This window comes from Sulfuricurvum sp., from assembly GCF_028713855.1.
In the GTDB taxonomy this organism is placed as follows: domain Bacteria; phylum Campylobacterota; class Campylobacteria; order Campylobacterales; family Sulfurimonadaceae; genus Sulfuricurvum.
In genome coordinates this window covers 75,835-91,624 of the sequence record NZ_JAQTNN010000001.1, presented here as the reverse complement: position 1 = coordinate 91,624, position 15,790 = coordinate 75,835, and the positions used below count along the sequence as shown (strand labels likewise).

13 protein-coding genes are annotated in these 15,790 nt (G+C 44.2%); 10 read left to right on the top strand and 3 right to left on the bottom strand.

The features are described from left to right. Window positions 1-4: 4 nt before the first annotated feature. Both PHI47_RS00495 and PHI47_RS00490 read right to left on the bottom strand, forming a co-directional pair. Complete coding sequence (locus tag PHI47_RS00495; protein WP_299932358.1) at window positions 5-2,239, bottom strand: diguanylate cyclase; 2,235 nt, start codon at window positions 2,237-2,239, stop codon at window positions 5-7. Window positions 2,240-2,479: 240 nt separating this feature from the next. After that, on the bottom strand, window positions 2,480-3,205 hold the full coding sequence (locus PHI47_RS00490) for a hypothetical protein (protein ID WP_299932355.1): 726 nt from the start codon (window positions 3,203-3,205) through the stop codon (window positions 2,480-2,482). Window positions 3,206-3,320: 115 nt separating this feature from the next. Between PHI47_RS00490 and PHI47_RS00485 the strand changes: the two genes are divergently transcribed. The 5 genes from PHI47_RS00485 to PHI47_RS00465 all read left to right on the top strand — a co-directional run bounded on the left by PHI47_RS00485 (window position 3,321) and on the right by PHI47_RS00465 (window position 8,083). After that, window positions 3,321-3,746, top strand: a complete 426-nt coding sequence (locus tag PHI47_RS00485; RefSeq protein ID WP_299932353.1) for an Rrf2 family transcriptional regulator — start codon at window positions 3,321-3,323, stop codon at window positions 3,744-3,746. Between the two features lie 213 nt (window positions 3,747-3,959). Further along, window positions 3,960-5,243, top strand: coding sequence for a CmpA/NrtA family ABC transporter substrate-binding protein (locus PHI47_RS00480; protein ID WP_299932351.1), 1,284 nt, complete (start codon window positions 3,960-3,962; stop codon window positions 5,241-5,243). Between the two features lie 16 nt (window positions 5,244-5,259). Continuing rightward, window positions 5,260-6,042, top strand: coding sequence for a nitrate ABC transporter permease (gene ntrB / locus PHI47_RS00475; RefSeq protein WP_299932349.1), 783 nt, complete (start codon window positions 5,260-5,262; stop codon window positions 6,040-6,042). Continuing rightward, window positions 6,039-6,839, top strand: coding sequence for an ABC transporter ATP-binding protein (locus tag PHI47_RS00470; protein WP_299932347.1), 801 nt, complete (start codon window positions 6,039-6,041; stop codon window positions 6,837-6,839). The genes ntrB and PHI47_RS00470 overlap by 4 nt, the downstream gene beginning before the upstream one ends. Window positions 6,840-6,862: 23 nt before the next feature. After that, window positions 6,863-8,083 carry an alginate export family protein gene (locus PHI47_RS00465; RefSeq protein WP_299932344.1) on the top strand — a complete coding sequence of 407 codons (1,221 nt, stop codon included), beginning with the start codon at window positions 6,863-6,865 and terminating at the stop codon, window positions 8,081-8,083. A gap of 3 nt (window positions 8,084-8,086) precedes the next feature. Here the strand turns inward: PHI47_RS00465 and PHI47_RS00460 are convergent, their stop codons facing one another. Beyond that, window positions 8,087-8,656, bottom strand: coding sequence for a bifunctional precorrin-2 dehydrogenase/sirohydrochlorin ferrochelatase (locus tag PHI47_RS00460; RefSeq protein ID WP_299932341.1), 570 nt, complete (start codon window positions 8,654-8,656; stop codon window positions 8,087-8,089). 126 nt (window positions 8,657-8,782) lie between these two features. Here PHI47_RS00460 and cobA point away from each other — a divergent pair, with 126 nt between their 5' ends. The 5 genes from cobA to PHI47_RS00435 are packed head-to-tail and all read left to right on the top strand — an operon-like array spanning window position 8,783 to window position 15,780. Further along, on the top strand, window positions 8,783-9,562 hold the full coding sequence (gene cobA, locus PHI47_RS00455) for a uroporphyrinogen-III C-methyltransferase (protein WP_299932339.1): 780 nt from the start codon (window positions 8,783-8,785) through the stop codon (window positions 9,560-9,562). After that, window positions 9,540-11,450 carry a ferredoxin--nitrite reductase gene (locus tag PHI47_RS00450; RefSeq protein ID WP_299932337.1) on the top strand — a complete coding sequence of 637 codons (1,911 nt, stop codon included), beginning with the start codon at window positions 9,540-9,542 and terminating at the stop codon, window positions 11,448-11,450. Before cobA ends, PHI47_RS00450 begins: the two co-directional genes overlap by 23 nt. After that, window positions 11,437-13,473, top strand: coding sequence for a molybdopterin-dependent oxidoreductase (locus PHI47_RS00445; RefSeq protein WP_299932335.1), 2,037 nt, complete (start codon window positions 11,437-11,439; stop codon window positions 13,471-13,473). Before PHI47_RS00450 ends, PHI47_RS00445 begins: the two co-directional genes overlap by 14 nt. 25 nt (window positions 13,474-13,498) lie before the next feature. Then, on the top strand, window positions 13,499-13,816 hold the full coding sequence (locus tag PHI47_RS00440; RefSeq protein ID WP_299932333.1) for a hypothetical protein: 318 nt from the start codon (window positions 13,499-13,501) through the stop codon (window positions 13,814-13,816). Window positions 13,817-13,821: 5 nt separating this feature from the next. Then, entirely contained in the window at window positions 13,822-15,780 is a 1,959-nt protein-coding gene (locus tag PHI47_RS00435) for an ABC-F family ATP-binding cassette domain-containing protein (RefSeq protein WP_299932331.1), read from the top strand. Window positions 15,781-15,790 lie beyond the last annotated feature (10 nt).

Here is a 15,790-nt window from a genome sequence, read left to right as displayed (position 1 = left end):
GGATTCAATCAAAAGTCTCATCGTACGATTCTATCCCTATCTGATTTCTTCCATGCTTTTTTGCATAATATAAGCTATGATCAACGCGTTTGAATAATCCGCTGAAAGAATCCTCTTTACCAAAAGTACTGATTCCCAAACTGATCGTTACATGCCCGATCGTTGGAAAAACTGCTTTTTCAACCGCTATACGTAATTTTTCAGCCAATGTTCGGATATTGTCCAAATTCGTATTCGGGCTTAATATTAGAAACTCTTCACCACCCCATCGCGCAAATATATCGATTATACGAATATTCTCCTGCACAATATTTACTAGCTGTTTCAGTACCTCATCTCCAACATTATGGCCATACGTGTCATTAACCGATTTGAAATGGTCAATATCAATCATTATCATAGAAAGAGGATAGTAAAATCGACGTGATTGCTCACTTTCGAGGGTAAAAAGCTCTTCAAATTTACGACGGTTATAGATGCCCGTAAGACTATCGATCGTAGCGATACGCTCGACCTCCTGATGCAGCATCGTTTCTTGTGTAACATCTTTTCCGCTTGAAATAAACCCAACTATTTGCTGGTTATCATCTTTGAGAGGAGTAATAGTTTTTTTCTCATAATACAAATCACCGTTTTTCTTTCGGTTTATCAGCGTATTGCGATACACCTCTTCGCTGAGGATCGTTGTCCACAATCCCTTATAAAACTCACGATCATGCATTCCCGATTTTGAAATGCGCGCATTTTGTCCGAGAACTTCCGCTTGGGTGTAGCCGGTATGACGGCAATACGCACCGTTTACATACGAAATATTTCCGAACTTATCGGTGATGTACAAAATATCATCGACCTGTTCCATCGCTTGAGCAAGATTTTTATATTTTTTTTCAGACTCTTTCAGGTTCTTCTGAATTTGATATTCGTCGGTAATATCCCGAGCTGTCGAGAGGACTCCGGTGACGGTGCCCTCTTCATCTCTAAGTGTTTGGCACCACCACGCTAAAAGACGTTTTTCACCGTCACGTCGCCGCTGCCAGCTTTCGACATAAACGGCATGATTTTCACCGCTAAAGAGAGGCTGAACAATCGTATAAGTATCTTGTTCCCCTTCGAAATAATACGGCGCCTCTTTTCCAATTACATCTTCGCCGAAAAACTCGATCCCTATATCATTAGCCCATACATACCGTTTATCCTTATCGACTTGCATAATCATGTCAGGAACAGCGCGTAAAATCCCTTCCGTTCTTTGATGCAGTTTGGAAAGTTCTTTGAGTGTCAACTGCTTTTTCCGGTATAGATATGCCAGAGTGAAGCTCCCAATCCCTGCCGTGATCAACCCCAGCACCGCAAATATAGAGAGATGGAAAAAAAGAGTATCGGATTTGGCATAAAGTTTGTCAGTGGAAAGCAGTATAACGGCTTTCCATGTCGATTTTTCGGTTTCCTCCCGCGTATTTACCGGTGGATGAATCGTCATAAATGTCCATAATCCTTTTTCATCGACAAATTGTCCCTCTTCCTCTTTGCTAATTCGTTGCCACACAGACGGATTGCGATGTGCGAGAGACAAATCGTTACGATTGAACATGAACCCCCATTCATCGCTATTTTTTATCCCTTTGAGCCAATATCCCTCACTATTGAGCAACATTACATCCCCGTTAGAGATAGCGGTTGCATCAATAAATTTACGAATCAATTCATCCCCTAGATAATTGATGATAAATATCCCTTTTTTATGACCGTTTTTATCTATAACCGGTGTAGCGGCACGTATCATCGGCTTATAGGGAATTTCTATTTTTTCATTCTCCACATTTAAATCAAATAGAGAAAAATAAGTTTCCCCTTCGTGATAGCGCATCGCATCCGAAAAATAGTAACGCCCTTTTTTATTTTGAAGATATTGAGAAGAGATAAGGGCAGGAGAACCGCTATTAAAATTAATCCGAAACTGCTCCATTCCAGTTTCATCGATCCAACGAATCTGATCATAAACACGACGATTTCCCATCACAAATTTGAAATCATGACTCAGATGCACCACCATTTCAGACGAGCCGGTCATAACATAATCCTCAAACTCATGATAATGGGAAAGATATTGAACATCATACTTGACTCTATCCAAAGCTTGGCGGATAGAATTTCTTCCCATATTTAGAATGGCTAATTGATTCGATGCATTAAGGGTATATTCTCGTTTTTTTTCAGCATCATAACTGTAAATAGCCATCCCTATAATCCCAATCGCTATAGGAAGAAATAGAACGGTTATCTGTAAGAAAAAATTTCTACGACAGCATTTGATAAATTTTTTTAACATAAAACCAACTTTCTCCGTCCTAGTTCTTAAAATATACCATAATGTCTATTTATATCGACATTTTATGGATAAATATGATCTACAACTCCAATGGAAAGCCCCATGAGGTGATAATCTAAGCTACAAATAATCTTCAAGAAAAAAGTGACCTTATTTTTCTAGGATATAGAGATTATTGCTTGGATCGGTAACCGCCGAAAATCGCTCTTTGAGTTCGCGATCAAATGTCATTAGATACACATTGGTATTTTTAAGTGACAATCCTAAAAAAGATCCTAATAACACATCATCAGCGACGTTTTTCCCATGATTGCACTTGGTAAAGTTGAAGGAATTGAGTGTTTTTTTGTAATCATATAAATCTGCCTCCCACGTACTTTTAAACAAATAAAGTGAATCGGGATTGGCAGCTACGTAAATTCGGTTATCCGGGATAGTAAACTTTTCAATAACGTCATTAAACATCGATCCAATATTGGAAAAATTTTCGATATCCCAAAATAAATAGTGCCCCTCATTTTGTGTCGCTTTTTGTTTATTGATAAGGGTCAGACGTTTGGATATATTATAGTGATTATGGGCGATATCGTTGGTCAGTTCAATCTTATTTTTGAGTTTCAAAGCATCCGATGTATCAAATTTCAATATTCTGCCAAGCTCAATATAAAGCTCAATATCTGCCAATTCCTCCCTTGCCCCACCCTTTTGATAACTCTCCAATGCTTTGAGCTTATAGGGAGGGAAAATAATACCGATTTCCATCCTCTTTCCCGCTCCAAAAGCATTTTTTACTCTGGAAAAAACGCGCGCAGCTTCTTCGCTATTTTCCAGTTCGATAGAACCATAAAATTTTTGATTAATAATTATTTTTTGCATGATTCGCATTTTACTGATCGCAACTTAGTTCTCACTTCGATATTTTTCCTATCCAATACCCAAAATTTCTTTTTATATGTCACAATTCTCCATCACATTCTTTTAAAGGTTTTCCATGCTCTCCTCCGCTTGCCAAGATACGATCCGTGCCGCCGTATGGCTCTCGACCCACCCTGCCGGAGAATTTCATCGAATACAAGTGATCAGTGATGCGTTAGGGCTGCCATTTCCTTTTATGGCAAAATCACTTCAGAAACTCGTCCATGGCGGTATTTTAATCTCTCAACGGGGAGCGTCAGGGGGAGTTACTCTTGCTCGTGACCCCGCAGAGATTACCCTTCTCTCGATTATCGAAGCGGTGGATGGATCGGTGTTTTTCGATGCGTGCGTACTTGGGATCGGTGAATGCGAAGCTGAAACTCCGTGTGCGCTTCACGCACAATGGGATAAATGGCGTCAAGAAATGTTAGAAATGTACTCTGCCATGCGTTTGAATGAAATTGTGGATGATGTAATGCTTCGCAAAATTAAACGGCTTTAAGACGTACCAGTCACTTTCTCCCTTCTTCTGCCAATAAAACAATCACACTAACAGCTGCAACCGCCCACCAATAGATCGGTTCAAACACTTCTGTAGCAGATAACAAACTATAAACAGTATATTGATTATTTTTTAATCATAAAGTTGTATCTATTTCGTATATTTTGCTCTACAATTATTTCGGACAAAAAAATCTTATTAAGGAGCTTTCATATGAAAGGTTTGAATGTTTTAGGAAAAGGTGCATTATTGCTATCCCTCGCTGCCACTATCGCCATGGCGGCACCGGAGAAAACAGATCTCAAAATTGGGTTTATTCCCCTCACCGATTGTGCGGCACTGGTTATCGCGAAAGAAAAAGGATTCTTTGCCAAACACGGTCTCAATGTTGAGCTAAGTAAAGAAGCTTCTTGGGCAAACGTTCGTGACAAAATGACCGTCGGAGAGCTCGATGCATCGCACATGCTCGCGGCAATGCCGATCGCATCGACGCTGGGTGTCGGAAGCAGTCAAAAAAACATGGTTGCCTTGATGGCATTGGGGCAAAACGGCGATGCCATCAGCGTATCGAATAAAATGTATGACGCCATGATGGCGGCCGATCCGGTTGCTACGAAAAAAGGTTCTGCCGCAGCGCTTAAAAAAGTAATCGCTTCCAAAACCATGGGAGTTCCTGAATTTGGTATGACCTTTCCGACGGGTACGCACAACTACCATCTCCGTTACTGGATGGCAGCCGGAGGAGTTAATCCTGACGCCGATGTTGCCCTCAAAGTCGTTCCACCGCCTCAAATGGTCGCGAACATGACCGCCGGAAATATCGACGGATTTTGTGTCGGTGAACCGTGGAATCAACGTACAGTTATGGGAAATGTCGGTAAAACTTTGATTACAGGATACCAACTCTGGGAAGATGGTCCGGAGAAAGTGCTCGGTGTTCAAAAAGAGTTTGTCGATAAATATCCCGAAACCACCAAACAAATGATCGAAGCGGTCATCGAAGCGGGGATGTGGCTCGATGCCTCATGGGATAACCGTCGTGAGGCGTCTAAAATCCTCTCAAGTAAATCTTACGTTAACGCACCGTCGGATGTTATCGACAACTCGATGACGGGAACCTATATGTTCACCAACGGTGTCAATACGCCGATGCCGAACTTCAACGTTTTCGGTAAGAAACAGGCTCTTTATCCCTATTACAGCCATGGTTTATGGCAAGTGACTCAAATGATCCGTTGGGGACAACTCGATCACGCGATTGACATGAAAAAAGCGGTTGAAAGCGTCTACCGTCCCGATCTGTTTGCTAAAGCGGCTAAAGAGGTCAATTACGCCCTCCCTGCCACCCAGTGGAAAGTGGAAAAGAAATTTATCGACGGCGTAACATTTGATCCGAACAAATCGGTCGATTATATCTTTAACGCCCCGATCAAATCGCCGAAAATTACCAAAGAAGCACTTATGAAAGTGAATACGTGGAAAGTATCCGCGAAATAAGTCTAAAGGAGAAACAATGGTTCCAAAATATTTAAATGCCGTTTTCCTTCCCTTACTCCTTCTGGGGGTCGTGCTTGGGATATGGTCCTATACCGCGATAAAAATTCCAGGGTTTCCTACCCCCTCAGATGTGTGGAGAGAACTTCTCGTCGTCCTTTCCAATCCGTTTTATAACAACGGAGCGGGAGATCAGGGGATCGCGTTACAGTTGGGGAATTCACTCGCACGTGTTTTCGGAGGATTTGCCATCGCTATCGCGGTAGGTGTTCCCGTAGGGTTGTTGATCGGTATGTCTAAAAACGCGTATACCGCGTTCAATCCCTACATCCAGATTCTCAAACCGGTATCGCCGCTTGCGTGGCTTCCGTTGGCATTGTTCGTGTTTAAAGAGGTCAATACGACGGCGATTTTCGTCATATTTATCACCTCAATCTGGCCGATCATTATCAATACGGCGCTGGGGGTACGCAGTGTGAGTGAAGATTATCTCAACGTGGCTCGGGTACTTCAACTCACCCCGTTTGAGAGAGTCTTTCAGATCATTCTCCCCGTAGCCGTACCGTTTATCTTTACGGGAATGCGTCTCTCACTGGGGATTGCATGGCTGGTTATCGTCGCGGCAGAAATGCTCACCGGCGGGGTAGGAATCGGTTTTTGGATTTGGGATGAGTACAACAATCTCAACTATGCCCATATTATCATCGGCATCATTCTCATCGGGGTTATCGGGTATATTCTCGATACCTTGATGGGGCTTATCGCCGATTTCTTTGATTATCGCAAGCGAGGACTCAAATGAGTGCAAAACCTTTTTTAAAGATCGATCACGTCGATAAGATTTTTCCTCTCGGCGGCGGCAAAGAGTACGTTGCTCTTCGAGACGTTCAGCTCGATATCCGTGAAAACGAGATCGTCTCGATCATCGGACACTCAGGATGCGGAAAATCGACGATCCTCAACCTCATAGCGGGCTTGGATACGATCAGTAACGGAACGATTTTACTCGAAGACCAACACATCACCGCTCCCGGACCGGAACGTGCTGTAGTGTTTCAAAATCACTCCTTACTTCCGTGGCTGAGTGTCTATCAAAACATTGAGATGGCGGTTCGCAAAGTTCTGGGTGAAGATTTGTCCCCCTCTGAAATTCGGGATCATGTGATGAAATACATCGATATGGTCAATCTCGATCACGCCAAAGACAAATACCCCGGTGAGATCAGCGGAGGGATGAAACAGCGTGTCGGGATTGCACGGGCTCTTTCGATAGAGCCGAAAGTGTTGTTGATGGATGAGCCGTTTGGCGCGCTTGATTCTCTCACCCGCGCCAATCTCCAAGACCACTTAATGCGGATACAGATGCAAACGGGTAATACCGTCGTCATCATCACCCATGATGTGGATGAAGCAGTACTTCTCAGTGATCGGGTCATCATGATGACCAATGGCCCTGAGGCAACCATCGGAGAGATATTGGAAGTCAATCTTCCGCGTCCCCGTAATCGTTTGGAATTACAGCATAACGAGGAGTACCTTCGGTGCCGTGGAGCAATTATCGAGTTTCTCTACTCAAAATTTGCCAAAGATGACGAATAAACATTTAAACAAGGAATATAAAGATGAAAAGAATCACATTATCAGCTGTAGCTGTTTTAACATTGTTGCCAAATGCACTCAGTGCAGAGGGATTTACCCTCTTTAGTGATGCAAAAGTGAATGGAGAGATTCGTCCTCGTTATGAGAGTGTTTCCATACAGGATTCGACTAAAAAAGATGCGGATGCGTTTACTGTTCGTGCAACTCTCGGTTTAGAAGCCAAAGTGCTCGGGATCGATGGATTAAGCATGAAACTTGACGGTACAACCGTACAAAGTATCGGAGCTGAAAACTATAACAGTTCAACCAATGGGCATACAGGTTACGAGATCGTTAAAGATCCCGAAACTACCCGTTTTTCACAAGCGTATCTCCAATACAAACTGGGAAAAACTGCGGCTAAAGTAGGTCGTCAGATTGTTAACTTGGATAATGAACGTTTTGTCGGTTCAGTGGACTGGAGACAGATGATGCAGAGCTTTGATGCAGCAGTTATCAGTGATACCACCATCAATAATTTAACCTTGATCGGCGGCTATGTATGGGGGATCAAAGGGATCACCAATCTTCCGGTAAGCGAAACCGATTCGATTCTTTTAAACGGTTCGTATAAAGTAAATGATATGCTCAAAGTAACGGCGTATGACTATATGCTCTCTTCACTTCATGATACTATGGGATTGGCACTAACGGGTAATATTCCGGTATCGATGGCTAAAATCGATTATCGTGCCGAGTATGCAAGTCAAGGGGATGCATCCCGTGATACGACCGAAGGAGTAGCCAATGCTCAAGCCGATGCCACGTATTACAATCTCGATGCACTAGCCAATATCAACGGACTTCTCGTCGGTGCGGGATATGAGTTCTTGAGCGGATCAACCGGTAGTGATGGGAAAACAGCATTTCAAACACCGTTGGCAACTTTGCATAAATTCAACGGATGGGCAGACAAGTTCCTCGTAACCCCGACCGGCGGATTATGCGATGCGAGTGCAACCCTAGGTTATACGGCTGCGGGTCTTGGGAAAGCGATGCTCGTTTATCATGATTTTGAGACCGATGTTGCTATGGGCGGCAAAAGTGATTTAGGTTCGGAGTGGGACGCTTTGTATACCAATGCCATTCCGGGAGTTAAAGGTTTGACTGGCTTAGCTAAGGCTGCCTATTTCCAAGGCGGCGATGTCGCTACTTATACCAAAAACGTCACTAAAATTTGGCTTCAACTCGGATATAAATTCTAATCCTCACCCCTTGGGGTGAAAATCAAAAAACTCCCGACAAATCCCTATAATCTTCTCTTGACGAGCTTTACCTACCGGCTCGTTTTGACGAATTGCATGTACCTTATCGATCAGATCATGAATCCCCTCAGGTATAACCGACGTTAAGAATTTACGCAATGCCGAGCTTACTGCCGGTGCACGCCCCGCCGTGTTTATCCCCACACACAAATCGCCCTCGACGATCAATGCCGGAAAAATAAAACTGCACAACATAGGGGAATCGACGCAATTGACGGGAGTTTTGGTTGCCATACACGTTTCATAGATTCTTTCCTGCTCCTTTATATCATCCAACGCCCCGATGACCAAAAAGCGTCCCTCTAAATCCTGCAGTTCATAGGCTCTCTCTATCAGTGTAATCGGATATTCCTCTGCGATAGAGCGAATCTCTTCATGAATCGACGGAGCAATAACACTCAATTTGGGAGAAAACTTCACCAATTGCTCGATTTTACGCAATGCGACTTCCCCTCCCCCGATCACTAAACAATCTTGATCTTTTATATCAACAAACATCGGAAACAGCGCCATTTTTTGATCCTTTAAATTAAGTCAATGTATTGATTAAAAAATAATCATAAATTTGTTTTACTTATTGATATTTTACACTATTATTTTTACAGATAAAAAAGTCTGAATATAGACTGCAAGGAAGTTATGATGAACGGAAAACTTTATTTGATCGGATGCGGTCCGGGTGATGCAGATTTGCTAACCCTCAAAGCACTTAAAACCATCAATAAGCTTGATGTCGCTCTGATCGATCATCTTCTCACCGATGAAATCATCGCACTGATCCCTTCACGAACAAAAGTTGTGTTTGTAGGAAAAGAGAAAGGGAAACACAGTTTTCCTCAGGATCAGATCAATGCCATGATTACTGAATATGCACTGCAGGGTCTCACAGTAGGACGGCTCAAATGCGGTGACCCTTACATCTTTGGACGAGGAACGGAAGAAGCTATATACGCTTCTCAAAATGCCATTGAGACCGAAGTAATCCCGGGAATTTCATCGGCACTCTCAGCTCCTCTCTCAGCCGGAATTGCCCCCACTGCTCGTGGCGTTAGTACGGGTGTATCGGTAGTTTCTGCCCATCTCTCAGGGGATCGGGTAAATCTTTCATGGATTCCTATGTTAAGTGTCGAAGATCACACCACCGTTGTCCTAATGGGATTAAGCCGTACCCGTCAGATTGTCAAAGAGGCATTGGATAAAGGGATTGATTCTTCATTGCCTGTTGCTATCATCTCTAATGCTACAACTGCCTACCAAAGCTCTGTTATCACGACGCTCGGTGAACTGATTACTGCTGCCAAAGGAGCTCCTAAACCGGCTATTTTGGTGTTCGGCAATGTCGTTAATTTAGCACAGGTTCTCCCAACCTACCAATATGAATCCAAGGAGGAATGTCATGACATCGCTCTCTCAAGCTAATGCCGAGCGCAGTGCCAAACGGCACAAAACCGAAACGATCAAAGATTCTTTTAGTGCAACCGAAGCATGGGAACGGCTAATTGGTTATTCCAAAAGCGGTTACGCTTCGATCAGTGATGAGGATAAAGATTTTGTCCTTAAAAGTTTCGGAGTTTTCGATCGTCCCGCCACACCTGAGAGGTTTATGATTCGTGTACGGATCGCCGGAGGCGGACTCAGTGTTGAACAAGCACTGGTCGTTGCGTATGTGGCAAAGACATTCGGTCAAGACTACATCGATATCACCACCCGCCAGCAAATCGAGCTACGTTACCTGCGTATCGAAGATATCCCTGAAGCGTTGAAATTGTTAGAAGACGTCGGACTCACAAGCTATCAAACCGGAGTGGATAATTTCCGCAATATCCTCATCGATCCACTCGATGGCTTGGCGATGGATAATATTATCTCCACTAAAGCGATTATGGAGCAGATTCAATCGATCTTTTTAAAAAATCCTGACTGGATTACGACACTGCCTCGCAAATTCAACATCGGGCTTAACGGTTCTCTTAGCAACCGTTGTAATATTTTTGGTCAGGATTTCGCCCTTTCCCTCGCACAAAAAGAGGGAATGTACGGGTTCAACCTTTATCTGGGAGGACGGGTAGGAAGTTTGGCGCATGACGCCGATATGTTTGTCGCACCGGACGAAGCGGCAACCGTATTCGAAGCGGTGGCAACACTCTTTAAAACCTATGGATTTCGAGATAACCGTAATAAAAACCGTTTGAAGTTTCTGATCGAAGCCGTAGGAATGAATACCTTTAGAGATGCAATTGAAGAGCAGTTAGGTCATCCGATGCCTAAAGCGGGTATGGGTCTTGCCCAACTCGAAGGGGGGGATCATTACGGAAAAATTGCGCTGAATGATGGTACATTTGCCCTCTATGCCGCTGTCCCCTCCGGTGTTTTTAGCGGTACCGATCTCTTCCATGCCGCTCATATTGCACAATCGCAAGGGGGAGGCATCCGCCTCACGATCGAGCAAAACCTCATCATCACCGGAATCAGTAATGAGAGCGAGGCGTTAGATTCCCCTCTCTTTCTCAAATATCCGAACCGTCCCTCACCCTATATGGCGAACCTCATCGCCTGTGCAGGATCAGAACACTGTCCTTTCGGTGTCATTCCGGGGAAACCCGATGCAATTGATATGGGTGAATATTTGAGTCGTGAAGTCCCTTTAGAGGATGCAAAAGTACGCCTTTACTGGTCAGCATGTATCAAAGGGTGCGGAGTACATGGTGCCGGAGATTTGGGGTTTGTCGGATGCAAAGTGCCGCGCAACGGAAAAACGGTACTCGGAGTCGATATATTCATCGGCGGAAGCTTGAGCGGTGAGGGGGAAGAAGCTCATCTGTTGCTCAAAGGGATCGTCCTCGAAGAGGCTCGTGAATTTGTTGCCGAGTTAATGCGTGAATACCGTGATCTACGAGTCTCTAAAGAGAGTTTAGAACATTTTATCCACCGCCTGCAAATCCGCTACAGCAACTACGCGATCGGGTTTTTGATGCGATGGAACCGTTTTATTACGCTTCAATCTCTTGAATCTATACTTCATTTTAATCTCAAAACCCATGGTGGAAACCATAAAGAGAGTGATGAAATTTATGCCTTTGGTTTGGCCCTCGTTCAATCCATCACCGGAGGCAAAGCCTATGATGTTGAAGACCCCTTATTGGAAGGGAAAAAACCGTTTGCTTTTGATTTAAAAGTATTGGATAAACGCTATCTGCCTTTTAAAGCAATTATCGAGAAAATGATCCATCCCAATCCTATCAATCGGTATCAAGTTTTTACCGAGATCACTAACGATATCGAGAAAACAGCCCATGAAAGCAAATAGCACTGCCTTAACCGGCTGCCCGTTTTGCGGTACGGGATGTGCACTTAATGTTGAGTGTACTGAGAACGGGTACAAAGTCAAAGGGGATAAAACAAACTCCTCTACCCAAGGGGATTTATGTTTCAAACCGGTTCAGATGGCCAAAGCGCTCGATATCCATCGTCTGACCTCCCCGCTCTATCGCTCGGATAAGACAAAACCTTTTCAGGAGATCTCGTGGGATGAAGCGATCACCATCCTCGCCCAAAATATTTCCGATCTTCCAAGAAACGCCCTTTATTTTTATCTCTCAGGACAGCTCCTTACCGAGGAAAGCTATCTCTTTACAAAACTCATCAAAGGATATTTGAGAATTAACAACGTCGATGCGAACTCCCGCCTTTGCATGGCAACCGCTGTCGTCGCCCATAAAATGGCCTTCGGAAGTGACGGCCCAGTGGGCAATTACGCCGATATCGATGATGCCGATGCCATTATCATCAGCGGCTCCAACCCTGCATGGGCACATCCGGTCATCTTCCGTCGGATATTGGCTCGTAAAAAAGCCCATCCGGATACAAAAATCATTGTCATCGATCCGATATATACCGAAACAGCCCAAAAGAGCGATCTATGGATCGGTCTCTCCAGCGGAAGCGATACAACGCTTTACAACGCTCTCTTAGCCGAGCTCTATCGACGAAGTGCATGTGATACCGTATTTATTGATCGTGCTACCGAAGGATTTGAACAAACGCTTAATCCTGCCATAGAAATACCGTTTGCCGAATCCATCGCATCCTGCGGACTCTCCCTTAACGATGCTAAAGCACTTGTTGAACTCTTTGCATCCCAGAAAAAAATACTCGGGCTATGGTGTCAAGGGCTCAATCAGGCTGTCGATGGTGTCATGCGTAATCTCGGTTTCATCAATCTATTTTTAGCTACAGGACGTGTTAATGCTCAAAAGGGGCTTCCCCTCTCGCTCACAGGTCAACCCAATGCCATGGGTGGACGGGAAGTCGGATATCTCTCTAACGCTCTTCCGGGATATCGCGATGTACGCAATTCGGACGACAGAGAAACGTGTGAGAAACATTGGAATCTTCCCGAAAATACGATTTCCCCTACTCCCGGCATCACCATCACCGATGCCATTGACGCTATATTGGCCGATGAAATCCGCTTTTTATGGGTTGCTTGTACCAATCCGCTTCTTACCCTTCCTGATATGAAAAAAACGGAGCGTGCATTCAACAATTCAGAGCTCTTTTTGGTTGTCCAAGATTGTGTTCTCAGTGAGACGGCATCTCTTGCCAATCTCGTTCTTCCTACCTTCTCATGGGGAGAAAAAGAGGGAAGCATGACCAATTCGGAGCGTTTTATCAAACGAGTTAGAGTCTTTAAACCATTACCAATCAGTGCTAAAAGTGACAGTGAAATCGTTTGTGAGGTTGCTAAGAGACTTGGATTTAATGGTTTTGAATATCCAAATACTAAAGCAATTTATGATGAGTACAAAGTACTGACTGAGTCTCGGCTATGCGATCAAAGTACCCAAGAATACGAATCCCTTTCTTACCAATGGGGAGATAAACGTCTCTATGCAGATGAACGCTTTGCTACACCGACCCATAAAGCGCAATTTCATCCGATCATCTCGTCTGCCCCACAGTTAAATGAGAATGAATTCATCCTCCTCACTGGACGAACCAAAAAGCAGTGGCATACAATGACCCGCACCGGAAACGTCGCCGAACTGCTCAAAGACGAAGAAGCAGCCTATCTTCTGATCAATGAATCTGATGCAAAAGAAAAAGGGCTAAAAGAAGGAGATATTGCTGTAATTTACAATGAACTTGGATCATTGGAACTCCCTATTCGTTTTGGAACATTAGCACCAAAGCACCTCTTTGCTCCCTTTGGCTATCCGCAAACTCCGATCAACACTCTGGTTCCTGTCTTGAACGACCCTTTTTCATCTCAAAGCGCCCTTAAATCAGCACAGGTAACAGTAAAACCAAAGCCTATTAACCGCCGTTAAACTCCTATCCGCTATAATTCCAGACATGAATAATGAGCATTTAACCTTTTATATTGATCCAACCCCCACATTACCAACACGCCAGTGTAGACTACTAGCGCGAATGATGGGATATACCCTTAGCTACGGGAACTACTTCATTGCCCTGCTCACCTGGTGGATGAGCGACTGGTTTATAGCTCTTGGAACTTTATTATTAGGATTCATCGTCTTTGGGATCATCCGATCCAAACTCCGGAATGACTCAATCCCTCCAGCTCAACGCGAAACTCCCTACAATGATTACGCGATTGCAACATGGTATTTATCACGCAATCATTGTTTTACTCTCCCTAAGGAATAATTTTAATGGCATTAGTCGATCTCCTGGGTGTCAGTAAACACTACGAAGCCCAAAAAATTTTAGAGAATATCAACTTCCATATCGACGAAGGGGAACGGGTCGTCATTGTCGGTAAAAATGGCAGCGGCAAATCAACCCTGATGAAAATCGTCCACGGCTCGCTCGATGCTGATGAAGGGGAGCGTATCAACCGTCAGGGAATCGAGATCAAAATGCTTTCCCAAGTACCAAAATTTGATCCAAGCCACAACGTCCGTGAAGCGATCGAAGCGGGGTTAGGGGAACTCAAATCGGCGAAAGTCCGTTTCGATGAGATTTCCATCCTCCTCGCAGAAGCGTTCGATAATGAATTTTTGCTCCAAGAACAATCCCAGCTCACTACCTTTCTCGATCATCACAATGCGTGGAATCTTGATGATAAAATCGAGCGTATTATGCACCATTTTATGCTCAAAGAGTATGAAACAAAAAACGTCGAACTCCTCAGCGGAGGGGAACAACGCCGTGTCGCCCTAGCTTCATTACTCCTCCTTAAACCTGATATTTTATTGCTCGATGAACCGACCAACCACCTCGATGTCTACATGGTTGAATTTCTCGAAGAGCTAATCCTCAAAGAGCGCTTTACCCTCCTCTTTATCTCCCATGACCGTTATTTCATAGATCAAATCGCCACCAAAACAATCGAAGTCGAGGATTGCACCTTGCGCGAGTTTAGCGGCGGTTACAGCAACTACCTCGAACAAAAGCAGGAGTTGCTTCGCACCATGGCGCAGCAGCACGACAATCTCCTCAAACTCCTAAAAAGTGAAAATGAGTGGCTCCGCAGAGGGGTAAAAGCGCGTCTGAAACGGAATGAAGGACGGAAACAGCGCGTATTGCAGCTACGAGAAGATGCCAAAAACAATCCAAGCCGTATCCGAAAAATGAAACTGGAGTTGGAGCGCGAAGCAAAACACTTCAATCGTGGAGAAGGGGTAAACCGACAAAAGATGCTTTTTGAGATTGAACATTTGGGGCTTACACTCGGGGACAAAACTCTCATTAAAGATTTCTCGACGCGGATTTTGCAAAAAGACGTCATCGCCGTCGTCGGTCCCAACGGAAGCGGTAAATCAACCCTCCTCAAAGCACTCCTCGGACGTCTCAAACCGACCAACGGAATCATCAAGATAGGAGAACTCACCATCGGCTATTTCGATCAGCACCGTGAGATGCTGGACGATAATCTCAACCTCATCGAAACCTTCTGTCCTCATGGAGGAGATCGTGTCGATGCGCAAGGGCAGGATTATCACGTTTACGGTTATCTCAAAAATTTCCTCTTTCCGCGTGAATTTCTCGATAAAAAAATAGGAGTTCTCAGCGGCGGAGAGAAAAACCGCGTTGCCCTCGCCCTGCTATTTACCAAAAAAGTAGATTGTCTGATACTCGATGAACCGACCAATGATCTCGATATCCCCACCATCAACATTCTCGAAGAGAAACTTCAAAACTTCCCGGGAGCGGTTATCCTCGTAAGCCATGATAGGTATTTCGTCGATAAGATTGCGAAAAAACTCTTTATCTTCAAAGGCGACGGCACCATCGAAGAGAGTTATAAGCCTTACAGCGAATATCTCGAAGATGAAAAAGAGTTACTTGAAATGGATGCGATGGAGGCCGAGTTTTCCAAGTCTTCAACTGCTACAGTTACGGTGCAAACCGAAAAGCCGAAAGTATTCAAACTCACCTTCAACGAACAACGCGCACTTGAAAAACTCCCTGCTGAAATCGAAGCACTCGAAGCCAAGATCGATGAGCTAAATGCTTCCCTCGCCGATCCGAAAAAATACGAAAAAATCGGGATCAGTGTGTTAGCCGAAGAGCTGGAAAAGACCAAAGCCCTCTATGAAGAAAAAGTGGACGAACTGCTTACTATCGAAGAAAAAGCCGAAGAGATCGAAGCGCTTAAAAACAGCTAAGGATTATTTT

Bases quoted from the DNA above. Each gene is read 5' to 3' on its own strand.
- PHI47_RS00495 (WP_299932358.1), bottom strand. From the start codon at position 2,239: ATGGCTATTTACAGTTATGATGCTGAAAAAAAACGAGAATATACCCTT.
- PHI47_RS00490 (WP_299932355.1), bottom strand. From the start codon at position 3,205: ATGCAAAAAATAATTATTAATCAAAAATTTTATGGTTCTATCGAACTG.
- PHI47_RS00485 (WP_299932353.1), top strand. From the start codon at position 3,321: ATGCTCTCCTCCGCTTGCCAAGATACGATCCGTGCCGCCGTATGGCTC.
- PHI47_RS00480 (WP_299932351.1), top strand. From the start codon at position 3,960: ATGAAAGGTTTGAATGTTTTAGGAAAAGGTGCATTATTGCTATCCCTC.
- ntrB (WP_299932349.1), top strand. From the start codon at position 5,260: ATGGTTCCAAAATATTTAAATGCCGTTTTCCTTCCCTTACTCCTTCTG.
- PHI47_RS00470 (WP_299932347.1), top strand. From the start codon at position 6,039: ATGAGTGCAAAACCTTTTTTAAAGATCGATCACGTCGATAAGATTTTT.
- PHI47_RS00465 (WP_299932344.1), top strand. From the start codon at position 6,863: ATGAAAAGAATCACATTATCAGCTGTAGCTGTTTTAACATTGTTGCCA.
- PHI47_RS00460 (WP_299932341.1), bottom strand. From the start codon at position 8,656: ATGGCGCTGTTTCCGATGTTTGTTGATATAAAAGATCAAGATTGTTTA.
- cobA (WP_299932339.1), top strand. From the start codon at position 8,783: ATGATGAACGGAAAACTTTATTTGATCGGATGCGGTCCGGGTGATGCA.
- PHI47_RS00450 (WP_299932337.1), top strand. From the start codon at position 9,540: ATGACATCGCTCTCTCAAGCTAATGCCGAGCGCAGTGCCAAACGGCAC.
- PHI47_RS00445 (WP_299932335.1), top strand. From the start codon at position 11,437: ATGAAAGCAAATAGCACTGCCTTAACCGGCTGCCCGTTTTGCGGTACG.
- PHI47_RS00440 (WP_299932333.1), top strand. From the start codon at position 13,499: ATGAATAATGAGCATTTAACCTTTTATATTGATCCAACCCCCACATTA.
- PHI47_RS00435 (WP_299932331.1), top strand. From the start codon at position 13,822: ATGGCATTAGTCGATCTCCTGGGTGTCAGTAAACACTACGAAGCCCAA.